The organism is Pseudalkalibacillus sp. Hm43 (assembly GCF_051842935.1).
Taxonomy (GTDB): domain Bacteria; phylum Bacillota; class Bacilli; order Bacillales; family Fictibacillaceae; genus Pseudalkalibacillus.
Map to the genome: position 1 here is coordinate 2579706 of NZ_JBPXRR010000001.1, position 25255 is coordinate 2604960.

Here is a 25255-nt window from a genome sequence, read left to right on the forward strand (position 1 = left end):
TCTTCCTTCTCACTTGTCTTATAAAGAAAGGATCAACCATCGAAACAGCTGATCCTTTTTTGTATGATGCGGCAATCTCTTTAAACGGTCTTCGAGATTTCATCCACTTCTGTCAATCGTTCAGCAAAGAAAGACATACCTCGTTTGAAAGCAGTCAATCCGTATAACATCGAGCTCCAGTCAATCAATGTAATCTTGGTAGGGTACCATCTGTTTTCAAGCTCCAAATGCCACCAGGAATAACGGTGTAACCCATACTGATAAGCGGCCCGAAGCTTCTTTTCATCCTCAGGATCATCCTTATTCTCATACTTGTCATATGGGAGATGGAGCTTATATAAAGCATATAGATCATGGATACCTGCAGGGTATACGGGTAAGAAGCCTGCTACGATATAGGCGGATGCGATATCTCCCGGCGAATTGTTGATCTGGTCTGCATGATAACCGCCATGCAGTCCATCATTCGGTCCAGCTCCATATCCCCATACGTACGAAGGAACATCATCAAGCTCTTTCCACTTCAACCGATCTGCCGTGCACGCATTTTTCAAGTATTCCTTATATACAGGACTCTTCGCATACTCCGGAACGAGAAAAAAAGGAAATTGATGGACGAAAGACGATAGGTACGATTGATGATTGCCATTCGTGTCGTTCAATACCGGAATATCACGGTACTTCACCTGTGGCAGCGTACTCAGCTGATCCTCAGCAAAATTCCCGTACCAAAGCGTCCGAATACCTTCATGCTCGGGTTGACCTAACAAAGCAAGGTAGGAGACCAATGCATACTCGTTGAAACAAGCGAGCGGAGCAGTACCGACCCCCTCCTTCACAATCATATTGATGACGCCTTGATCCTTATCGGCAATCACCACAGTCCAATTGATTTCACGCAAAAGTCGGTAAGCTCTTTCCTGGATCTCAGGTACCGTTTCTTTAAAATGATTTCCGGCAAAAAGGGCACCTGCGACCAATAGAGAAGTATCGATCGTCGATATTTCTGAATGGAGGTTTTCCCCTGTTTCCATATCTACGAAATGAGCGTAAAAGCCGGTAGAATCATCCCGAGCAGGCTTGCAACCATCGACCTCACCCATTACACACTTCAATGTGACGAGCGCTTTTTCAGCGGCCTGATCATCCCAGCCTTCCATGTCCGCAACACTCAGACCGATCAGTCCGACTCCTGTCGCTGCTATTGAACACCTGAAATCAGGATTGTCACCGAATGTCATGAACCCATCTGCATACAAACCTGTCTTTGGATGGCGTGAGGCGTCCAACAGCGCGTAGGCATCTACATATTGACGATCGAAAAATGCCCTTACTTCATCAGGTAGCTTCTTATAGACATTTGTAACTTCACTCATACCCTTCAGCCTCCTATACTCTTTCGTAAATGCGGTGGAATTGTTCATGCCGACCTTCCAACCGATCTGCTGCTTCATGACGGTCTTCTTTACGTAATTTATCGACATGCATGGAAAGCTCACCTCTCGTGTGATAAGGTCCTCCCTCATGGATGACATTCCACATCGGATCTGTCGGGTAGTCGGAAATCGCCATCTGTTCAGCTACCCATTCATCCAGCAGTACCATTCCACGTCCTACTATATCCGGTCTTTCTTCTGCCAGGTTGGTCGTTTCATGTGGGTCATTTTCGATATCAAACAACATCAGATCAGGGAAATCCTTCAATCCATCGTGGTACGTTCGAATCAGCATCCAGTTATCGAATCGCACAGAGCGTTGACAGCTCCAGGCAGCCTGACTGACAACAAGGTATGGTCTTCCGGCAGACTTCCCTTCCTTCAATGCCGGTAAGAAGCTGCGTCCATCCCACTTCCCGCGTTGTTTTCCGCCCGCCATTTCGACCAAAGTTGGTCCTAAATCCACCTGGTAATGGAACTCTTCGTCCACTTGACGACGGCGTATGCCTGGTCCAGACATGATCAGTGGAATTCGACTGGTGATATGATCTGCTGTCTGATGGTCTCCATAAACATTTAATTCTCCCTGGTTTTCACCATGATCGGCAGAAATGATGATCGTCGTTTCTTCAAGCACTCCCTGCTCTTCCAAGGCATTCAAAATCTTCCCGACATGGTCATCTACATATCGAATAGCCGTGTCATAGCCATCAATCCATCGTTTAAAGTCTGCACGTGATCGGATTTCTTGTGGAAGGTCCGGCCACTGATTGCCTGCGGGTACATTTCTAGCACTCATTGGTCCATAGCTTTCTTGATGTTGAGCGATGATGTCTTCCGTCAACCATTCTGGTGCTGGATCTTCTTTGAACGGATTACCGTAAGAAGCCGGTGTACGATATGGGGTATGTGGATCCCAGAAATTGAGGTACAACATCCAGTCATCTTTTTCAGTCGCACGACCATTGATCCACCTTAAAGCTTCCTTCGTTACATCATCTGCAGTCTCTCCCGCTTGCTTGTTCGTATCATGTACTTCCAGGAAACCTTCCAACACACTCCAGTTCGAGTGACGTCCCGGGAAAGGACTGATGATGGTTGTATGGAGTCCTTGCACTCTCAAAACGTCGACCCATGCTTGGTGCGGAGACTGGTGGTTGTTGAAAGCTCTGTTCGCCCCGACAGGGCGGTTGTCGGCTTCCAATCCTCCATGGTTGATCACCCCAGTATGGATACCGAATTGGGATTTGAACATGGCATTGCGTGACGGGGCACAAGGTGCATCCGATGCATAATAGTTGGTGAATGACGTCCCTCTTTCTGCAATTCGATCAATGTTTGGAGAGGTATTTCTGTGATAACCATAACAACCTAAATGGTCCGGTCGTAATGAATCAATGTCGATGTAAAGCACTCGCATGAATAATCTCCCTTTCTCATTTCGATTTTGTACAATTCATCATCTAATGAAATTGACGTTTCATCTTTCAACCAAACAGTAAAATGTAAACAAACCATTGATTTCTTATTGTTAATAATAGAAGATAACGCTTACAATGAACATAAACAAAACATACATACTTGTATGATTCATTAAATTTTTTATGGAGTGACAGTGATGAAAATCCATGGAGTCTATCATGATGTCGAGCCAACCTGGTCAACAGAACAATCACGGGGGCTGAATACGCTCGTCTATGTAACGGATGGAAAAGTCCGATATTCGCTTGATGGCAAAACGGTTGTGTTGGAAAAAGGAGATTTCTTATATATCCCTTCAAACGTCTACCGATCCTGGAAGAACGATGTGAACATATCTCACAAAAAATACACCGTTGTTTTTTCTTGGGAAGGTCATGCCCCCGATGGACTGGAAATTATCACCGAACAGAAAGAGGTATCTAGCTTTGAGCCTCGTCATACAGCTTATTTTGAACAACGGTTCGCTTTCCTTTTTGTCCAATGGCTAGGTCGAAGGACTTGTTACGAAATGCTAGCATGTAATGTCATCACCGAACTACTCCTACTCGTCCACCAGGAAAAAACGGAACGAAATGCTTCCCCGATTAAAGAACAGATTGTCAGGAAGATGCAAGAATACGTTCTTCATCATTTCAGACGGAACATTACGATTGAAGAACTTGCTTCCATTGCGGAAGTCACACCGAATTACGTAACCATATTGTTTAAAGAAGTCATTGGCGTCACGCCGATCCAATATCTACATCAGATTCGGATCAACACAGCTTGGAATCTACTGTCCGATACGCGTATGAGCATCCGGGAAGTTGCGGAGTACCTCGGTTACTGTGATCAATCCTATTTCAACCGCATGTTCAAGAAATGGATGGGGACAGCCCCGTCTAAGGTGAAGACAAATCCTATAGAATGAGGCAGAGGACATTGACGTCCTCTACTTTTATTATTTATGGGAAATCACCTGAACGATATGATCAGTTTATCATCGACTTTTGCATGTTTTCGTGAGGTGATCAGAGTTTGATCCCTTCGCTGCTCGATCAAGTAATCATCACTCTCATCAATATCGCGGTCTGTTGTAACGGAGATGACGTCTTCACTTTGTGTGAGACGGAACTCAATTGTACTCCCTGATGATTTTTGTATTTCCGCTGTTGAATAATTGATTTTCACATCTCCGATTGTCATGTTAATTGGTAGCATGACACCATCTTTACTTTGAAGTTCAATGGATCGACCATTGAAGAGTTCGTTTCCGTTTTCATATATAGAGAATGTCTTATCAAATCCATCCAGGTTCAAAAGATGAATGAAGCGCTCTCCTTCTTTATTAGCGGTCGATGTCATGAAGATTCCATGGAACTTACAGTCATGCTGAAGTGCTGCCTTCGTCCCAAGACTTTCTAGCATCTCTTTATAAAACTCAATTTGACAGTTATATACGGTCGCGATGACTGTTGCTTCCCCGTCCCCGACTTGAGTATGGAACCCGCAAACTTCATCCGATCCATAAACACGGAGGAACGGTTCGATTGCGCCTTGTATGTCGAATTCTTGTGCCATATGCGTCCTGATTTCCGGTCGGGATTCAGCCCGTCCTACACCATAAACCGAAAGCGCAAAGTGTGCATCGCCGCTTCTGACCGCTTTATGTTTTACCCCGAGCGCTTCAGCAAGGATCGTACAAGGTTTGGCCTCTAAATCATAGTTGGGGACTTGACCGTATAACATGATGCGGCCTCCCACGTTCATATAGTCGACAAGCTTTTGCTGGACAGTCCGGTCCAAATAAAGGGCAGAAGCCAACACTAAAACCGGGGTGGCTTTTGGATCCAACGGTTTGTTCTGGATGTCCACCGAGCCGAATCGGTATCCGGCAAGAAGCATCGCCCTGGCTAGGTTCTCCCATGCAGCAGGAGCTCGGTTCGCCTCAATGTTCTGGTACATTTCCCGCATTTGTTCACTTTCAGGATATCGGGATTCCGTCATGAAGTAATCCGGTATGAAAGCGAAGGAAACATTATCATGCTCTTCTTCCATGACCGCTAGCTTGTCCGCAACAGCCATCATCGTCCTAGTTGCTCTCGCCATCCTCGGGAACGTATAGTTCAACTCACCTTCCGGGCTGACTGGGGCCGCGAAACCATGACGTTCACCTGTATGAGCGATCCGATCGTTTCCATCGTCGAACGTTTCATCAAGCCGATAGTTCCTGCCACCTGTAAAAAGATAATAGTTGATCATTCGATTTCCTTGCGCGATACACATCCGGATCTTAAAATCCGCAGCGGATGGATCATATCTGCCACTATGTGTTTCACCGAAATTTCCATCACCGCAATTGAATTCGACTGATGTAAGTGGCTGATCTGGATTGTGAACTGCATCCATGAAGCCGTTAATCAAATAGAGATCTTGGAACGTCCCCATCGTCAGATCGCCAAAATAGATATCTGAGCCGGAAATATAACCCGGAGCCTGCGTATAGCTTTCATATAATTGACTGATTCCAATCGGATAGGTCAAAGCACGACCACCACCGGTTCCGTGGATGTTGACGACGAAAGGGACATCCTTCACACCAAATTCTTCAGCGTAGCCTCGAAGGGTTGCAACATACCGCGCAAAACGATTACGCATGTAATACCCTAAATCGAGATGAAGGGAAGGCGCATAATTTTCCTTCGGAGATCGAATCGCCCCACTACGGACAGTCTCATTGTCCAGGTCGAATGGATATCGCTGCTCGAGTTGACCCACATCATACTGCTCCTTCAACCATCTAGTAAAATCCTCAAGGACAACATCTGTCAGATCCGGACTATTGCTGACCCAGGAAAGCATTCCGATTTCATTATCAAGCTGTACCCCGATGATATTCCCACCGTTCGGATATAATCTCGGAGCAATCACCTCCATGACCGCTTCGAACCATTTACGCGTTTCTGCTAAAAAACCTGGTGCAAGATAATCCAATGTTTTGGCAAGGACCTGCCTTCCGTCCCATGTAACCGGAACGATGTCAGGGTGCTTGTCCATGACCCAGTGTGGAATTCCTTCATTTTTCATCTCCGCCATAATGAATGGACCTGGGCGGACGAAGAAGTAAAGATCATTTTTTTCACACAAATCGATAAAGCCTGCAAGATCCAGCTCTGGTCTTGTTTGACCATGCAGTTCAATTGCACCTTCCTGCGGTTCATGACATAGCCATGGCACATAGGAAGCTACCGCGTTACAGCCTGCTGACTTCAACTTATCCAGTCGATCTTGCCACTCCTCTGGACTGAGCCGATAATAATGGATTTCACCACACATGATAAGCTGTGGTTCCCCATCTATGAGGATTTGTTTGTTCTTTGTTTCAATCAATTCGTTCCCCTCCCGATCTGAATCTTCATGCTTCATTACTCTCTTGCATCCTTCGGTCAATTTTTAAAAACATATGCTGTGTGATCCATGTCAGGTAAAGTGCAATCAAACTTCCTCCAAAAAACGGGATGAGTGTCGGTAATAAGACCATGATCAACCCGATAGCCCCGCTTCCTAATAACGCAATGACGCTTTTCAACGGATGCAACATCGAAATGAAGACCGCATTCCGGAAAAGATGCAGGATCGAGATCTTATAGTGGGCAAACACCGGAAAAATCATCATCAAAATCAATGCATAGACGAATACGAGCATGATCGTAAAGGATTTCAATAAGAAAAACAGGGTTGAATTGGAGGATGCAAAGTACATATAGTCCAAATATAAAATGACGCCTAGAACGAGCATGATCCATCCGAATCCATTGGTTCGCTTGAAATCAGCTTTATACGTTTCCCAGAAGAGAGGAAGGACTGAGAAATCATCGTCCTTGCGCACCCACCGCCTGACCAAAGAGAACATCGCAGACGTAGCCGGAAATATCCCAAAAAAGAACACGCCCAGTAATGTAAAACCGAGCCAAAGTAAATTGACATACGCAAGCCTGGTGATCCATTCAAATAGAATAAAAAGCTTACCTTTGATACCAGATGTTTTCATACAACCATTCCGATCCATTTCTATCTTTGTTTGTTTTCATCAACCTGTAATCGTTTCTCTAGACCGCTTGATTACAAGTGTTGTCGGTTCACTGATGTCGGTGAATCGTATTGTTCCGTGTTCTTCAGCAGCATTCGGGTCAACCAGCCAATCGTTAGAAGCTCTCAATTTCAATACTCCAATTGGACCAATAGGCGTTACGGTGATCTCAAACTGATCATCTGATTCATTGAGGTTCGTCAGTTCCAATGTGGTGTAATCAATCGTCAATCCATCTGCTAACGCATAGTTCCGCAAGTATATGGCTGATGAACGAGGTGGTAATTCAATCGTTTCTCCATCAAACAAAGGCTCGGCATTTTCGTAAATGACGGCGGCTTGATCCATTTCATCGTAATTGCTGACAAACACGAATGACTCATGTCCATTCGTCCGTTCAACGATTGATAAATCGGGATTTGTAGCGTGCAGATGCACTGAAATCTCCATCTTTTCTGCAATCTTCCGGATTACATCCAGTTGGTAGCTGTAATCGTGTCCGATCGCGATTCCAAATACGAGGATTTCTCCTTTTCCGGCTGTTTTCTTGTAAGCAGCCACTTCTTTTCCACCTGTTCTGGTGAATGACGCAAGCGCCTCCCCTTCAAATGAAGTGAAACGCAGACGCTGCTTGATGTTGACCGCATCTATGTCAAGGACATCGAGATAATCCTGATGACCTCCAACCACTTCCCATTCACCAAGATCGAGTTCATCGGCAAGGAGACGGCACGAATTCCCAAGTCGATCTTCGGATGGAAGTTCTGGATATATGATCAGTTTCCCGCCTTTGCGTACATAGTCAGCGAGCCGCTTTTGCAAACCTGCATCCATCTTTTTCGTGGAGAACACCCATAAGGACGGAACCTCCTCAACCGATATCTCCTTCAAGAGGTCCAATGCTTCGAATTGGATGTTCGCTGCTGTCAGTAAACGGAGGATTCCATCAAAGGAAAACCCTTCTCGTTTGCCGATCAATTCCCCTAGAAGCCCTTGGTCACGAGGTTCGACCACCTCGGTCATGTAATCATCGGGGTTGAATCCTACGTGAGTATGTATCTTTTTCGGACAATCAAGCAAACGTATTCCAACCGTGCGGAATACATTCCCGAGATGTTGTGCTTTTTCATAATTAGGACGGCATTCGCCTTTTGAATCAATAGGTGCCTGCCATTCATGACGTCTCCCGAACAATCCGATGTTCTCGTAGTTTTCACCTGCGACGAACATATAGTAATTCAAGGCATTCATCCCATGTGCGACACATGTTCGCGTGTTCAAATCCAAGTCCTGTGGATAAAGTCGGGGACGGTCGGCTAATCTTCCTGATTGGAATTCAGCTGAAAAGACCGGCTGATCCGCGTTTGAGATGGCTCTTGTAAACGTGGTCGCGAGTACCAGGTCATGGTAGTTGTCATATCCGATGTGTCCCGGGTAAAAGTCGCCAGCAATGACAACGTCCTCAAATTCTGCAGTTTGATAAAGCTGAGATAAGCCGATCGGATAGTCTGTCCCTCTGCTGTAGATCGAATAATCTTTGAATCCATGAACATTGATGATGAAAGGGACCGTAATGCCTGTCTCTTTCGCGAATCCTCTCAAGTCACTTGTATAATCCTTGATATACGCTCTTCTGAATTCGCTCCATTCATAATGGAATGAAGGATAATCATCAGGCAGTCCAGCTTCAAATTTTCCAATGAACGCAGAAAAGGTCGGCTCTTTCAGTTGGTGATCTTTGTTGAAATGGTCAATCGTCCCGTATTTCTTTTCTAAGTAAGTCCCGAAATGTTCGAGTGTATCCGGGTTGTAGTCGCTCGTATTGGTCACCCAATGGAACATCCCGATTTCATTACAGAGCTGATACATGATGATCGAACCACCATTATCGATTTGTTGAGGTCGAATCACCTCGTTCACTTTTTCATACCATTTTTTCGTCTTTTCGAGGAAAGTGGGATGACGATACGAAACGACTCGCGTCGGATGTTCCGAGCGATCCCGTTTCTTAGCGACCAACTCTGGGTATGTATCCAGCAACCAGTTCGGCACGCCATGAAAACGCACTTCTGCCATCACATAAGGTCCAGGTCGGACAATGCAATACAACCCCATTTCCTTGACGAGTTCCAGGAACGATTTCAAATCACGTTCACCACGTGTTTCACCGCTCAGGTCATAGACCCCCTCTTCTATTTCGTGCCACACCCACGGCACGTATGTACTGACGAGATTGCAACCTGCTTCAATCAATTTTTGAAGGCGATCTTTCCACTCCCCTTTCGGAACACGGTAATAATGCAATTCTCCACCGTAAAGAAATTCTTCTTTTCCATTGATGATAAATTTCTGTTGTTTCATTTGAACGGTCATTAATGGTTTCCTCCTCTGGTTCCTATCCAGTGAACCACTGTGGTCACTCATTTTTTCAGTACAGGTTTCAGTTGTTCTGCCATCCGATTCAAGTGATTAAGACTGGTTTGCAAGCTGTCCAACGGATGTCCTGGGCATTCATCCTGCTCGACTGCATACCATTCGACACCGTTCTGTTCTCCCCATACGAGGATCGGCTTGAAGTCGATTGCTCCGGTTCCAACTTCCGCAAAGGATTGTGCTTCATCCTTGGACATATCCTTCAGGTGAATGATGGGCATCCGACCGCTATAGGCTTTGATAAACTCTAACGGATCGTGTCCCGCTTTCTGAATCCAATACGTATCGATTTCCGCTAAAACTTGATTGTCCTGGGTTGGGTCAAGCATGAATTTAAGTGCAGACTGTCCATCAATGGTCGTTTCGAATTCGAAATCATGGTTGTGATAACTGATCCGATAGCCATCCTCCTTGAGCTTGTTTGCAATCTCATTCAAATCCCGTCGGATTGACTGGTAGCTTTCCGAGTTTCGCATTTCAGGAGGAACATACGGACATACGAGATCTTTTGTCTGAAAAGCTTCAGCCTCCTCGACAACAGATTGGAGATCCCCCCTTAGTCGGTCGAGTCCCACATGCATACCAGCAGCTTTCAGTCCTGTTTCTTGTAAAACCGACGCAACCTCTTCTTTCGAAAATCCGAACAATCCACTGATCTGGACACCTGACCATCCCATTTTCTTGAGTTCTCTCAACACGCCTGGAAAATCATCCTGCAATTGATCACGCAACGTATACAATTGAGCCGCAAATTTTTCCCTCATTATGAAAACTCCTTTTGATTTTCTGTGAATCTGATCACTTCTGGGGTTAATCTATTCACTTCCGTGGTTATTCTGATCACTTCCCGTGACAATCTGTTCACTTCGCGCGATAATCTGTTCACTTCAATGCTACACACCAATTCTCGCCCTCAATAAGTGCCTTTCACATCCAGGGTTTTATCTTCAGCTTGATTTTCGTCGTAAGAAGAGTGCGCGATCCGATCTTTCAGCTTTTCATAATACAACTCTTCATCTATCGGAAGGTCGACCCAGGAATCCGTCCATGTCGATAGGTGCATGGCGTTTGAGATCGACAACCCTTTGATACCTTCATCCCCTGGTGAGATTAAAGGTCTGCCAAATAAAATAGTCTCGATCCAATTCGTAATGATGCCGCCGTGTCCAGACTCCACGCCGTGGACAGGGATTTCGCATTTCCAATTTTCAGGCAGTCCGAAACCGCCTTTCCATTCCTGGTTGAACTGACTCTCTGGTACGCGATTCCTCCAAAACGTGATCCGGTTATCTTCCACCACAAGCTTCCCTCGATCTCCGTAGATCTCAAATCGATTCGTCTCTGGCGCCATTCCGGTTGAGGTCACGAACAACCCTGTCGCGCCGTTTTCATATTCCACATAGGCCGTTACATCATCTTCGACTTCGACGTTACGATATTTTCCAAAGTTACAAAACGAACGGACGCGCGTCGGCATCATTCCTGTCACCCACTGCCAGAGATCAAGCTGGTGAGGACACTGGTTGATGAGCACACCGCCTCCTTCACCTGCCCAGGTCGCACGCCAGGAGCCAGAGTCATAATAGCTCTGCGAACGATACCAATCAATGATCCAAACGGTTCGTCTGATTTCTCCCAGCTCTCCGGTGAGCACCAGATCTCTTACCTTTTGAAATACCGGGTTCGTTCGCTGGTTGTACATGATCGAGAACACTTTACCAGCATCAGAAGCAGCTTCATTCATTTGCCTGACTTGTTTCGTATACACGCCTGCCGGTTTTTCGCAGAGAACATGCAGTCCCTTCTCAAATGCATTGATAGCTATATCAGAATGTTGATAATGCGGAGTCGCGATAATGACACCATCGACTCGATCAGAGGCAATCAACTCATCTGGGGTTTGATAGACACTTACATCGTTTCCAAGGTGTTCTAATGCCCAATTGCGACGGTCTTCCCTTACATCGCATACAGCCGTCAGTTGTGCTCCCTTGACCTGATGATTCAATAACATCGTGGAATGTTCGGTTCCCATGTTTCCGATTCCGATGATCCCTACTCGAACGTTTTGCATAATCTCGACCTCCTAAACTAGTTTCGTTCACTGGATTCGAATCGTTTCATTTTTCATAAAAATAAAAGCGAGTTTCTATGTCCTAGATTAGATGGTTACTCTCCGGTGATCCCGGTTTTATCCAGCACTTCAACGAACCATTTCTGCGCGAACATATAGAGTACAAGCAATGGAAGGATGACCAATACAGTACCTGCGAACTTGATAGATTCATTGATGTCGGCACCACTACCCTCTCCACCCGCAGAGGAATACAGCGCTTTGAAAGAATCGTTGAATTCCTTCAATTTCAATGGCAATGTCGACATGCTGTCCCCTAAATAGAGGGATGCTGTATACGTCTCGTTCCAATGCCACACGAGCGAAAATAAGAACACGACGACCAAAGCCGGGATGGAAATCGGCAGGATGATCCGAAAGAAGATGGTCAGATAGTTCGCCCCATCCAATTGTGCTGATTCATCCAGAACTTGAGGAATCGACTTGAAAAATTGCGTATAGATGAGGATGAACAACGCACTCTTAATCCCTCCTGCAAATATGGCCGGTAAAATGAATGGGAGCGGAGTCCCGAGCATTCCATATTGTTCAAACATGAGAAACATGGGAATCATGACAATCTGCGTCGGGATGATGAAGGTCAAAAGCATCAACCCGAAAAGGATGTTCTTACCTGGAAACTTGAATCTTGCGAATCCGAATCCTACGATTGCACACGAAACCATTTGCGCGATAGCCGGCAGAACCGAATTCAGAAGTGATGTCAAAAAGGTTTTTGGAAATTCAAGAACATGCCATGCCTTTATGAAATTCTCAAAATACAATTCTTTCGGAATCCACAATACCGTAGGGTCGAGTAAGTCTTGTAAACTCTTGAAGCTTTGGGAAACCATGAAGAGAATCGGATACAGGTAGATGAACCCTACACTGATCAAAAGCGCATAGATGAAGACTTTAAAAACAAGACCATCGTTACCTTGCATTCCGAGCAACCATTTTTTCAATCGTGTTCCAACCGTATTCACTTTTCTTAAAACCGTTTTATTTGTGGCATATTCCAGTTTCATATGGTGTCCACATCCTACTTGGTTAAGATTTTTTGAATTCCAATCTTTCTTTTCTTGTAAAAAGGAAAATCGAGACGAGCAAAATGACAAAGATGATCATGAAATAGATCCATGACAATGCTGTTGCATAGCCGAATCCTGTCTCCACCTTGAACATGTTCTCCTTGATCAACACAATGACGTTGTTCAACGAATTCGTCGAAAGGTCAACAGTCGTATAAATGATGTTCACAAGAATGAAAGGCTTGATGCTCGGCAGCGTGATCTTCCAAAAGATTTCCCACGGGGATGCCCCGTCAATGGCTGCTGCCTCATAAATTTGTTTGTTCACTTTCTGTAATCCAGCTAAAAAGATCAAAATCTGGACACCGGAGTACCAGAGGATGATGATCAACTGCTCGATGACTTTTATGATCGGTGCGGCCCATGAAGGACTCAGATTCGCATCGAGAAAGTCGATGATGCCATACCGCTCAATGATCGGTATCGTCGCAGCTCCCTGAGCGAACAATTCATTGACGACTTCACCGCTCGTAATGATGACCGGAAGGAAAAAGATCGCTCTGAAAAGTCCTTTCCCCCGGATCGGCTGATTGATCATCAATGCGACAATGAGCGAAAAGACGATGACAATCGGTATCAGTAAAACAACCGACTTCAAGAACATGATCAGTTCCTCCAGAAAATGAGGATCGGATAAGAAGGCAAACTTATAGTTTTCCCATTTTAAGAAAGTCGTTTCGATACCAGATGCCGTCACATAGACTTTGTTGAAGCTCATGAACAAGGAGTAGAATAACGGATACGCCATGAATAAAGCGAAGCCGATCAACCATGGCAGGATGAACATGTATCCTGTGAAGTATTCTCTCGTCCTTCGATTGAACGATGGCATTTTCACTTCATTCCCCTCCTTTAATGATGGTGTAGTCCATGGCTCCGACCGTGTGACCATTTACGTCCATTTCTTTCGAGTTGTAATTGACGACGATCTGCACGCCATTGGAGTAGGTCACTTCGACGACGCCTAATTCAATGACCTTCCGATCCTCGATCACCGCGTCTTGCACCTTTTTCAATGCCTTATTGACCAGTTCGTACTGTTCAACTATGTCTCCCTTCCAATCTTCAAACGAAGACGTGAACAAATATTTAGAAGGGGTATTCTGCAATTTCCACGATGGTTCGTGTGTCAAATAGAACGATGGGTATGCCCCATACTCGATCATCCGTAACAATTGCTTCTGAGGATCCGCATGAAAATTAGAAAATGTCGTGTAATAATCGATGGATCCATGAAGGACGATTTGAAGAAATGGGACTGAATCCGTTTCATAGACGAAACGGGACGAACTCATCGGAACACTGAATATTTCATCACTGTATTGGAACATATAGTCGTTCGGTTGATAGAACGATACATTTTCCATCTGTTTTGAGAAGGCTTCAGCCAACGACTGATATAGTAGAACCGATTCCTCTCTGGAGAGTCGGCTTTCAGCATGATGGTTGGAGAATAGAAGAGACCCTGTATCCTCGATGGAGACGGCTTCTATCTTTAATTCTTTGAACCGTTCCACATCATCTACTGCCAATTCCGAAGCTTTTTCCGGATTGATATAATTGATTTTCAGGTCTTCAAACTTTTCATCGACCAGGCTGTTGGCGAAGGAATATTCCAGAATCCGGTTGCTGATCCGTCTTACCCCGTCCACTTTCACATCTAAGTCATCCTGATTTCCGAATGCCTTCGTGTAATTCGTATAAAGATAAAGCGGAATCCCTTTTTCATCTAAAAGATTTTTCAAATCTTTCAATCTCTCATCCCCGCCAAGCTCATCTTCAACAGGGAATTTCGCCGGATTTGAACCCGTCAATCCGCCCTTGTTCCAACCTCGATAAACCGTTGTCATATTTTGAACACCCGATGCTGACAATTCGTTGATGATGCTCTTCGCTTGATCGAATGTTGTCATAGGAACGAGGTGATCCCCAATCAGTCCTGGTTCCATCTCTCCGCCAAGAAACTCGATCCGAACAGGAACATCTTGATCTGTACGATCTTTTCCATCTAAGGAAATCTGCTTGTCTTCCTCAAGGTAAGTTCGGTATTTTTTTGCCATTCCTACGTAATCGGCGTTCTCATCAGACAAAAACTCATACCGGATTTGCTTATCCTCGTGAAGTCGTTCCTTTTGGTAGGTATTGATTCCACCCATACTTTTACTCGTTGGCTGAAAGTACGGATAACGGACGATGAACCTTGGAGAAAGCCAGTTGAAATCTGTGTTGACGCCGCTCGGATAGGCAACGATTTCCGCATTGAACTGCCCTTTTTCCACCACACCGAGGAATCCATTCTTGTTCACGCCATGCACCATTCCAAAGACCGGGACGGAAATCGGCTGCGGTTCTACTTCGAAATCTCCTTTCGACTCGACCGCCTCATCCTTTCCATAGATTTTGCCGATGAACGGGTTTTCAAATTGTGGATGTTCGGCTTGATATCGAATAAGCGCACCGCTTCCATCCGGAATGAACATGTATCCCGGTATATCTTCTTTCTTCACAGCACCAAGGAAAGGATATAGCTGCACAGATGCAATCTTTTGATCGGCGTTTTCCTTGAAAGACTGATCCGGCAGTTGAACGACGAGTGCATCTCCATCCAAAGAAACTTCCATGGACAGGTCCACTTTTACTGATTCCAAACTGAAGTCAGCTATGAAGCCATTATCCGTCTTTTCAAATCGTTTGACCGCTCCTTCTAGAGATACATAGCTTCCGCTTTTCAGCATGTTATCTTTGTTAAAATACTGGACGACGATGGGTGAGGTAACTGTTGCCGCCCATTCACTATTCAGCTGTGTATCCTTTAGAGCTTCCTGATCAGGAACAGAGCTCCAGATGTAGCCTGTTTTCTTGTTTTTGATCATGATGTTCAGCTCTTTCGGAGAGACATAAAGTTCAAGTCCCTCACTCTCAGCTGCCATTTCATACCCACTCGGTATCTCTTTGACAGGGAGTTCCCCTTCCTGCTCTATCTCAGGTTGAGTGAAGTCATTTCCTTTGAATTGAAAAGTGCTATGTGTGATTTCTTCGTCTATTTTTTCTTGTTTGTTCTTCTTATTTTCCTCACTATAGCCAATTTGATAGGTTATCAAGATCATCAAGAAGAGGCTTCCAAGTAAGATGACCATTTTCTTTTTAGTAGACACGAAGCTTCACCTCTTGGAAAATAGAGTACACAAAATCAACCACCTGATTGGAGAGTCCGAATAAGATGAAGGAGATGATCCCCAACACAAGCATGCCAGCTGCACTTAGCACCATATTTTTGACCGTCTGTCCGATCTCATAGGAATGGATCTCCTTCACCATCATGAATAGAAGAAATCCGCTCCATAGAAAAATCGCTTTCTTCGAAAAGTCGTAGAGGACGAACTCCATGTTCGTCAGCCCTTTCGACATGACAGTAAGTGGGATGGAGAATACGAGATAAGGGCTTAATGCATAAACGGTACCGACATACACATTTTTGAATCGACCTATGCCATCGTTGATCGTACTGATCAAATAGTTACAGATGACCCATGCCAGCAATGGAATATAGATTTTATACAGTTCTGTCAGTATGTTCACCCTTTTGGTGTCCACATCACTGAACAAGGTGTTCGTTTCAAAAATGGCAAAAACATGAGCTACGAACAAAAACATCAATAACAAAGTCGCTGATAGAACAGAAGCTTTATTTTGTTTTTTCAGCTCGTAATATCCATCAATCGGATGCCTTAGCATGCGGAAAACGTGGAACAATTGTGCAATGATCTCAATCTGTCTGAACCTCTGCCAAAGGCCCACTATCCGACTGCCGAATCCGAATTTCCTGTACAGGCGTTTCAAAAGGAAAATGCCCAGTGAAACGAGGACGATTGCGATCATGACTGAAGAGACATTCTCCATCAACCAATTTCTCCGAATTTCCCAATAGGCCTCAGAAAGACTTTGTTCATTTCCTGACAACCGGAATTCTTCAAGTGCTTTCTCGTAATCTCCCTTTTTGAATGCGGCTTTACCGATCCCATTGTGCGCAAGTGAAAACATACTGTTACGCTTCAGAACTTCATTCCAGTAGTTCTCACTTTCCAGATACTTACCATCCGAATTAAGGGATATCGCGTTATGAATGAGGTTCGTAAATTCCGTCGGTTTCAAAATTTGAATGTTGCTTTGTTTCTTATCTAATATGAATAATCTGCGATCGGAAGATACCGCGATTCCGGAAGGCGCTTTGAACAAACCTAGTCTCTGATTGCCTGTATTAAGGCCCCCGAAGACGAATAGAAGATTACCATCCGGATCGTACTCGAAGATATAGCCAAGGTTGGAATCCACCGCAAAAATATTTTTATCTTGATCGACTGTCAGGTCCGTAATACTCTTGGAGGAACTCACTTCCGGGAGAAGATTTTTACCGGCCACGTTCAGCTTTTTGATCGTTTCCGTTTCCAATCCTGCCGTACTTGTATAGATGAGGCCTTCATCATCAATTGCAACATTCGTTGCGGATGGGGGATATTTCTTCATCAATTGACTATATTGTGTATCTGTATATAGGAGCTTTTGCAGCTGACGGACAAAGTCAAAGCTCGTCTGATTCCCTCCATAATATCCAAGGAAGTCTCCATCCGGCCCTAGCTGGATCAGCCCCTGTGTTGAGCCATCGCCGACCATATAGACATTTTTCTGTTTGTCTACAATGACTTTGGTTGGATTGAAACGACTCTTTTTTCCATAAATGACGGAATCCGGCTTCTCATATTCAAAAGCAACGGATCCATCCTTATTGAATTTAAAAACCTTCTTTTTTTGATAGTCCGCTACATAGATCGAGCCATCTTCATCCACATGAACGCCTGTTGGTTTGGAAAGAATCTCTTCTCCCACAGTCCGTTCATAATTTCCGAACGAATCAAAAATGACGATTCTTGAATTACCTGTATCTGCCACATAAATCGTGTCATCCTGATCGATGAAGATATCTTCAGGTTGAAACAATGGATCGCTTTCTCCTGCAGCGACATCGGATTCACTCGGTTCAATGTCGTAACCATCGATGGACCCGATCGGTTGATACGCTGTCTGGGTATAGATCGGATAGCCATCTTTATCGAATGTATAGGTGATAAAAGGTGCTTCAGCAGATGCCGGTATTGTGCCAAACAGCACAACAGCAACCGTCATCAGAAGCATCATGATCTTGAGCCGCGCCATTATGTACCTCCTCCATTACTTCAATCCTGAATGCGCCATCGTATCAATTACTTTACTCTGCATGAGTAAGAAGATGATGAGGTTCGGTAAGAACATGAGAGCAGCAGCTGCTGCCGCCATTCCCTGGCCAGCGACTTGATTATCGTTCCCCATATTCCCTGCTAATGTGCTCATATAGAAGGCGAAGGTTTTCAAGCTTTCATTATTCATATAGATCTCAGAAGTTTCCGTATTGTTCCACGCCATTTGGAAAGCAAGGATGGCGACCGTCGCAATTGCAGGCGTGACCATCGGAAGGACGATTTTCCTGAATATATAAAAATTGCTGGCACCATCCACTCTTGCCGCTTCAATCAATGCATCCGGAATCTGATCGATGAATTGTTTGATCAGAAATAGTCCTACCGGCATGGCGAGTACGGGCAAAACATGCCCGAACATATTGTCCGTCAGACCGATTCCATCGATGATGAAGTACCTCGGAATCGCAACCGCTGCTGGAACGAACATCAAAGCGATGATGTTCGCCTCAAAGATCACTTTCTTCAATTTGAAATCCAGTTTGGACAAGGCAAAACCAGCCATTGCACTGATAATGACACTCGCAAACACGATTCCAACGGATATGATGATACTGTTGAATAAGTATCGGGTCATCGGAATGACCGTCACACTCGTCTCTTTAAACAAATCCCCGAAGTTCTGCAACGTCGGTTTTTCGACGAAAAATCTCGGTGGATATAGAAAGAGCTCATCAATCGGTTTTAAAGCCTGTGAAAAGATGAAGATGATTGGCAGTGCCATAAAAATGGACAACGGGATCAAAAATAGGAAGAACTTCGATTGACTGATATTGAATTTCTCAGGATTGATTTTCGTCCCTTGGAATGAAGCCATACAGATTCCCCCTTTCTATGTTGATGAAGGTCAATGCTAAGTTAGTCCTTTTCACCGAACAAGCGCCAACAGAACCTGGATACACCATAAACAAATATGAGAAGGACGAGTGAAATGGCAGATGCATATCCCATGTCAAAACGGATGAATCCATGGTCCGCGATGTGTGTCAGAATCAACTGACCCGAATATTGTGGAGTAGGATTCGATCCAGAAAGCTGCACGGCTATGTCACCGGCCTGGAATGTCTGGACGACCGCCATTACCGCACCGAACAACATTTGCGGCTTCATCTGTGGAATCGTGATATACCAGATCTCCTGGAACCGGTTCCTCATTCCATCAATATAAGCTGCCTCATACAACTCCCGATCGACATTCAGGATACCTGCCAACATGGCCAGGAATCCGACGCCCATACTGTTCCAAAGGGATACGAGGATCATGATGGTCATAAGATGTGCTGGAGATTGCAGCCATTGAATCGGTTCATTGATGAAACCGATATGGATCAATATACTGTTCAAATATCCGGCACGATCTCCACTGAACAGGATGAGCCATACAACGGACATGGCTACCCCAGCCGTCATGGAAGGGGAGTAGATCGCAAGCGTTAAAATCGTTCTCGGTTTCTTCGGGATCTGAGCAAGCATCCACGCCAGGAAAAAGGCAAGGACATACCCTCCGACACCGACAATCAAGGCGAACTGGAAGGTATTCGGCAAGACGTGCATCATGAACACGTTGTCTTGCGTAATCAAGTTCACGAAGTTTTTGAGTCCCACGAATTCCGGAGGCTGAATCGTATTGAAATAGGTGAACGCAAAATACGCTGCAACAATGACAGGTATGACGATGAACAATGAAAAGACAATCAAGAAAGGGGCGACGAATCCTAAGGCACTCAATTCCTTTTTGACCGCTTCCCACCATACCGCTGCCCGACTATTCGTCTTTGATCGGATGTTGACGTTCTGCTCTGTATTGGTTACCGGTTTCACGTGCCTCCCCCTTTGACTGTATTTTTTCGATTGTAGGGACTTCTAGTTCTTCGACCACTTTTCCATTCTTGATAAAACCAAACTCTTCAAGCTTCTTCCGCATTTCTCGATTGGTCGTAATGACTGCATCTTCAATCGCTTTTCGTTCGTTCTCGCCCTCGAATACGACTTTATTCCAGGCGTTGCTGATTTCCCGCTCAAGCATGTAATCACCAGGCACATGCGGGATATCCCTCAACCAATCCCATTGGTCCTTGATGACCTTCAAATCCTCATCCGGCCATGGCAGTTCACTCAGGGCTTCAACATTGGACGTATTCCATCTGAATTCTGTACCATAAATCGTCTCGATCAAATTTCCGAATTCAGATTGTGTATTTTTCGACGTCCACCATTTGATGAATTCCCAGGCGTTTTGCTTTTTCTCACTGCTGTCGAACATGATGACACCTTTCCCGGTTCCTGGTGCCCATCGGACGACTTCACCTTCTTCATTTTTCACGCCTGGATAAGGGGCGATTCCCCACCAGCCTTGAAGCTCAGGAGCAGCAGCCGTGATTTTGACGTAATTATCGAAATCAGCAATCCCGATCGGAAGATCTCCTTGCCTGAAATGACTGTAAAAGTTCGGAACCTGAAGCGGCATGCTGTAAATCGTGAACAGATTCGTCATCTGTTTGAAGCCTTTCAATGCAGCATCGCTCCCTATCGCTGTACTCATTCCATCCTCATTGAACAGCTCTCCACCATGCTGGTAGATATATGGGACGGTCACAGCCGGCTCTTTAAGACCACCTTGTCCGGCAATCGGTACATAGAAGTTCATTCCGAACCTTTGGAGTTTCGGGAGCATTTTTTGCACGTCTTCCCACGTGTCTGGCACTTTCATATCAAGTGCCTGCAAGATATCCTTCCGATAGAACAACACATAAAATTCTTGTGTTTCTGGTAAGGCGTAAGTCCCTTCGTCGTACATGAACGGGAGAAGTGCCCCAGGTGAAAAGCGTTCAATGACTTGATCGTAGTCCGAAAACTGACTCAGATCAGCAAGAGCGTCCCTCACGGAAAGTTCAAACGGCAGCTTCTGTTGGATACCCATAGCGAGATCAGGTGATTCGTCGGAAGCATTCGCCAGAATCAACTTCTCCTCTGAAGGCATCAAGCTCAAATTAACCTTGATTCCCGTTTCTTTTGTAAAATCTTCATTGGCCATTTGCTGCATGAGCATCACATATTGACGTGGGCGGTTCACCCAGATTTCGATGGCTTCTTCATCGGTCGAGCTTACCTGGGTGTAATCCTTGGTGAAAGAGGAAAAAAAGTTGACCGCCATGGATCCTGCTTTTTGCAACAAGTTCGCTTTCGCATCCGGCAAATCTTCATCAGAGTACACATAAAATTTATCGAACTGCAAAGGTTGGTTCGGTAACAATAGCAACAAATCTCCAAGCCGTTGCGTCACAGATCCTGAGCTTTGTGATAATTCCTTGAAACGAACAGGAATCTTATCCGGTTCATTTGCGATATCCTCCAGTTGATTTGCACTGATCATCAAGTTTCTCGCTTGATCGGGTTTGTTGTTACTCAACTTTTCAAGGTAGGCATATCGATTCCTGAGCTTTTCTGCAAGCTCATTCAAGCGGGGTACGATATCCGGAATCTGTTCTTCAATATCCCAATCCCGATTGGTATCAACAGACTTCCCGGTAGCCATCTGGATTTCTAATGAAAGATCATTCACTTCTTCCATGACATCCTTGATCGTACTGATGACAGGTTGGTATGGTGATGGATTACTAACGAACGTAAGCTCATGTTCCCCTTTTGTCAGGTAAAATTGAAAAGGTTTCCCATTCGCATCGGATAACGTTTCGTTTTTCCATTCTGTCGTGTAATCAAATGGGTATTTCAACAATTCCTCGAATGGAATTTCACCATCAATTTTAATGGTTCGATATACTGGCACATTCACATTGAAATACTGGTTATATTTGAAGGCTAGCTGATAGAACCCCGCCTCTTCGACATCGATTTTCCAAGTGACCGCTTGTCCACCCGCTTTCCATGTATCGCCTCCGAACGCATTCAGAGAGAGCTTACTTCCACGATTCGGTGTCACATTCGGCTCACCGTTCGATAACGCTCTTATCGAGGAATCGGTTTTATGATGTGGGTGCTCGGCTTCAAGCTCGAGCAAACCTTTGGCTTTTTGATTCGCATCATTCTTCTGTAGATATTCATTGTAGGATGGAGGAGTTTCTGGTGACTTGACCGTAACGTCTCCCAAAAGCATCGGTTCACGTATATTCAGGAGCGTGAGTGTATTTTCACCCTTTTTTAAATGGAACTTAAGTGGGCGATCGAAGAGATAACTCGCATCCATGAAGGGTCGATCCTGCCAAGTACGAATTTCTTCTTGTTTCGGAAAGACTTGGTTTCCAAGTTTATCTTCCTCGAATTTATTTACAGAATCCTTCCATAATCGTGGAAGGACGATTCTTCTGGATTCATAGTATTGAAATTCTCCATTGACTTTGATGCCTCGCTCAATCGGAATGATTTTTCCAGGCAAGGCAAAGTAATCAACATGAATTTCATAAAGACCTTCTTTCGGAACATTGATGGAGAATTGCAATTCTTTGGTTGCTTCTTCCCACTGAAACACTTGACCTTCGTAATCCTCATGTCTGGTCAATTCCAATTGCTTTTTTGTGTTGGTAAACTGTTCAGGCTCTATAACTTTTTGGAAGCCTTTCGTATCCGATATCCCTTCGTCTTCCCACTGAGTTAATCGATCCTTGTAATCCGCTTCGACGACTCTCGTTTCATATTGCTCTTTTTTGTCTTTCTTTTTGCCATCGTCCTTGGATTCATTGTCTTTTTTCTTATCGTCATTGAAGAGATCGTCCAATAAATCCCCTGTATCAGATTTTTTGTCCGTGTTGGCCAAACTGACAGAAGACGATTGGTCTTTTATAAGTAATCCAGTAGTTAGCAATAACAAACCAATTAGTAGAAAGGTAATGGTTTTTCTGCGCATAGGATTTCTCCTTCTCTTAGCAGAGTAAAAATTCAAGCACTACACTTTCGGTGCAGTCTAGAATTCAGCTTATGTAGTGTGATATAAAATACAATGGATGGGGAGGTAATAAGCCCCATCCATTTTTCAAGTTCGTTCGATCACTTGTTTATAGCTTTTTCTAATTCTTCCATCGCTTTTTCATAGGTCGCATTCGCTTTCTTTTCCATTTCAGGTCCAACATCACTCGGCTTTGCTTCACCCTTGTCGAACTTTTCATTCATAGGTCCGATGATATTCAAGGCTTCTGTATAACCTGGATGTGCTTTCAACGGATCGACTGTACCATTTGGAATTTCCTTAATGATTTCTTTCATCTCTTCTGGAACGTTTTCATCACTCAGATACGCGTCCCAAATTTCTTCATCGTTGACAAGTGGAATACTTCTTGCCACAGGAACACCTGCGTCTTTTCGGTCAAACCAGCCTTCTTTTGACAGCGTTAACCACTTCAAGAATTCATACGATGCTTCTTTATGTTTTGAACTTTTGGAGATCCCGACATAGTCAGCGACTAGAGGAAGGCGGTTTCCTTCAATACCAGGAATCGGGAGGACTGTCCAATTGAATTTATTATTTTCTTTGTTTCCTGTAAGACCCCATGTCCCGTCATATCGAATTCCCACTTTCCCGAGCGTCCAAGGGTCCTTGTCCTTTCCATACCACTTTTCTCTTTCCGCTTGCTCGTAGAAATCCGGACTAACTTTATCTTCACTCCATAGTGTGTTGATGTAATTCTGTGAATCTACATAAGCTGCAGAACTGAAGTTGTATTGTTCGCCATCCCAAGTACCCCATTCCAGGGAATTGTCGAATTGAACCGGGAGTACTTCACGATAGGCACGTGGGTTCAGGAATCCGAATTGATGCTCATTGTAATTCGTCAATTGTACGGAAGCTTTCCGTAAATCATCTAATGTCCAACTGCTATCTGGGACCTGGACATTTTCTTTTTCAAACAAGTCCGTGTTGAGCAGCATAACAATCGCGTGTAACGAATGTGGCATCGCGTATTGATGACCTTCATAATTGGCGGTGTTCAGAATACTCTCAAATGTTTTTTCAGGATCATAATCTTCGTCTTTTTCCAAGTAAGGCGTCAAATCTTCCAGCCATCCGTTCGTTACAGCTGTCGGAACTCCGAATGTCCAAAACACATCTGGAAGCTTACCTGCTGCAGCTGCAGCGGACAATTTTTCATTCCACGGCCACCCAAGTGATTTATCCAATTTGACTTCAATATTGGGATGGGATGCTTCAAAAGCTTTGATGACTTGATCCACCTCTTTTTCATCCTGCCATGTACCATATGTAATGGTGACCTTATCACCGGAATCTTCGGATGATTCTTTGTTACTATTCTCGTTCTCCGATCCTTCTGAGCCGGCTGGTTCATTACTCTTACAACCCGTCAACACAACAGCAAAACTAAGCAAAACTACAAATATACAATGAAACAATTTACTGCTTTTCAATTGAATCCCTCACTTTGTAATTTTTTAGTCGTTTCCCTACACATGTTCCTGTGATCCCCTAAGACCTACGGACCTCCTTTTGGAAAATAGATAAACCTGATGATATGGAAAATCGATGTGATTGAAACGTATCGATAAATTCTTCAAATGAAATCCGTATAAGATTTCAGATGTAGACAGTTTGAAGCTCATGACTTCCAATTCGGTTAAAAAGCTTAACAAATAGTGATTATAGCGATTAATTAAAGATACTAGAGCTCACAATTTCACAGGTGTTACTTATGTACTAGACATCAGCTTCTTAGATGCACAAACATTAGTTTTGGGTTCATATGCGCTATTTATCGAAACGTTTCGATTGTCGTTATTTAAGAAATTACCATGAAAGCCCTTTCAATTCAATAGTTTTTTTAAAATTTTCTAACAATTATACAAAAGTCGTATAAAAGACTGTGTAATCCAGAACCATCGAATGTTTTTATTTGCGATATTAGAGGAACATTAGAAGTGTATGTTTGTAGCAAAAGAGGAGGAATTTAAGATGAGTGATGTATTATTCACAGCACATGCGACGGCAAAAGGCGGAAGAAAAGGCCATGTGAAGTCCAGCACAGGACAGATCGACCATGATCTTGTGATGCCGACGGACGACACGGATAAGAAGGGAACCAACCCTGAGGAATTGTTTGCTTCTGGATATGCATCTTGCTTTGATGGAGCGCTCAACCTCGTCGCTTCCAAATCAAAAAAGGACATTGATTCATCTGTTACAGCTGATGTCAGTTTCATGAAGGACCCGAGTGATAACGGATTTAAAATTGGTGTGACACTGAATGTGGAAGTGAATGGCGTCAGCCAGGAGGAAGCAGAAGAATTAGTCGAGAAGGCTCATCAAGTTTGTCCATACTCAAAAGCAACGAGGAACAACATTGATGTGGAGCTAAATACGAAAGCAGTGTAATGAA

General features: G+C 44.3%; 17 protein-coding genes. 2 read left to right on the plus strand and 15 right to left on the minus strand.

The window, feature by feature from the left end:
• Window positions 1-80 precede the first annotated feature (80 nt).
• Complete coding sequence (locus ACSVDE_RS13595; protein WP_439301411.1) at window positions 81-1376, minus strand: hypothetical protein; 1296 nt, start codon at window positions 1374-1376, stop codon at window positions 81-83.
• 13 nt (window positions 1377-1389) lie between these two features.
• Window positions 1390-2856 (minus strand): sulfatase family protein, encoded by a 1467-nt coding sequence (locus ACSVDE_RS13600; protein WP_439301412.1) that lies wholly within the window; start codon window positions 2854-2856, stop codon window positions 1390-1392.
• A 198-nt stretch (window positions 2857-3054) separates the two neighbouring features.
• On the opposite strand from ACSVDE_RS13600, the gene ACSVDE_RS13605 reads away from it, so the two are divergent.
• On the plus strand, window positions 3055-3828 hold the full coding sequence (locus ACSVDE_RS13605; RefSeq protein WP_439301413.1) for a helix-turn-helix domain-containing protein: 774 nt from the start codon (window positions 3055-3057) through the stop codon (window positions 3826-3828).
• A 44-nt stretch (window positions 3829-3872) separates the two neighbouring features.
• Here ACSVDE_RS13605 and ACSVDE_RS13610 read toward each other — a convergent pair whose 3' ends face one another.
• From ACSVDE_RS13610 to ACSVDE_RS13670, 13 genes are all read right to left on the minus strand, one after another.
• Window positions 3873-6323, minus strand: a complete 2451-nt coding sequence (locus ACSVDE_RS13610; RefSeq protein ID WP_439301414.1) for a beta-galactosidase — start codon at window positions 6321-6323, stop codon at window positions 3873-3875.
• Window positions 6313-6948, minus strand: a complete 636-nt coding sequence (locus ACSVDE_RS13615; protein ID WP_439301415.1) for a YesL family protein — start codon at window positions 6946-6948, stop codon at window positions 6313-6315. The genes ACSVDE_RS13610 and ACSVDE_RS13615 overlap by 11 nt, the downstream gene beginning before the upstream one ends.
• 39 nt (window positions 6949-6987) lie before the next feature.
• Entirely contained in the window at window positions 6988-9360 is a 2373-nt protein-coding gene (locus ACSVDE_RS13620; protein ID WP_439301416.1) for a beta-galactosidase, read from the minus strand.
• A 47-nt stretch (window positions 9361-9407) separates the two neighbouring features.
• Window positions 9408-10184 (minus strand): sugar phosphate isomerase/epimerase family protein, encoded by a 777-nt coding sequence (locus ACSVDE_RS13625; protein WP_439301417.1) that lies wholly within the window; start codon window positions 10182-10184, stop codon window positions 9408-9410.
• 149 nt (window positions 10185-10333) lie between these two features.
• Window positions 10334-11494: a Gfo/Idh/MocA family protein gene (locus ACSVDE_RS13630; protein WP_439301418.1), complete on the minus strand. Its 1161-nt coding sequence runs from the start codon at window positions 11492-11494 to the stop codon at window positions 10334-10336.
• A gap of 95 nt (window positions 11495-11589) precedes the next feature.
• Window positions 11590-12561, minus strand: a complete 972-nt coding sequence (locus tag ACSVDE_RS13635) for a carbohydrate ABC transporter permease (protein WP_439301419.1) — start codon at window positions 12559-12561, stop codon at window positions 11590-11592.
• A gap of 22 nt (window positions 12562-12583) precedes the next feature.
• A complete protein-coding gene (locus ACSVDE_RS13640) occupies window positions 12584-13456 on the minus strand; it encodes a carbohydrate ABC transporter permease (protein ID WP_439302005.1) in 873 nt (290 codons plus the stop codon).
• A 7-nt stretch (window positions 13457-13463) separates the two neighbouring features.
• Entirely contained in the window at window positions 13464-15779 is a 2316-nt protein-coding gene (locus ACSVDE_RS13645; RefSeq protein ID WP_439301420.1) for a DUF5696 domain-containing protein, read from the minus strand.
• Entirely contained in the window at window positions 15769-17835 is a 2067-nt protein-coding gene (locus ACSVDE_RS13650) for a YIP1 family protein (RefSeq protein ID WP_439301421.1), read from the minus strand. The genes ACSVDE_RS13645 and ACSVDE_RS13650 overlap by 11 nt, the downstream gene beginning before the upstream one ends.
• 15 nt (window positions 17836-17850) lie before the next feature.
• A complete protein-coding gene (locus ACSVDE_RS13655; RefSeq protein ID WP_439301422.1) occupies window positions 17851-18732 on the minus strand; it encodes a carbohydrate ABC transporter permease in 882 nt (293 codons plus the stop codon).
• A 41-nt stretch (window positions 18733-18773) separates the two neighbouring features.
• On the minus strand, window positions 18774-19736 hold the full coding sequence (locus ACSVDE_RS13660) for a carbohydrate ABC transporter permease (protein WP_439301423.1): 963 nt from the start codon (window positions 19734-19736) through the stop codon (window positions 18774-18776).
• The gene (locus ACSVDE_RS13665) at window positions 19681-22776 is read right to left on the minus strand and encodes an extracellular solute-binding protein (RefSeq protein ID WP_439301424.1); all 3096 of its coding nucleotides are present in this window, start codon (window positions 22774-22776) and stop codon (window positions 19681-19683) included. Before ACSVDE_RS13665 ends, ACSVDE_RS13660 begins: the two co-directional genes overlap by 56 nt.
• A 140-nt stretch (window positions 22777-22916) precedes the next feature.
• Window positions 22917-24290: an ABC transporter substrate-binding protein gene (locus tag ACSVDE_RS13670; protein ID WP_439301425.1), complete on the minus strand. Its 1374-nt coding sequence runs from the start codon at window positions 24288-24290 to the stop codon at window positions 22917-22919.
• A 541-nt stretch (window positions 24291-24831) separates the two neighbouring features.
• On the opposite strand from ACSVDE_RS13670, the gene ACSVDE_RS13675 reads away from it, so the two are divergent.
• Entirely contained in the window at window positions 24832-25251 is a 420-nt protein-coding gene (locus tag ACSVDE_RS13675) for an organic hydroperoxide resistance protein (RefSeq protein ID WP_439301426.1), read from the plus strand.
• Window positions 25252-25255: the final 4 nt, after the last annotated feature.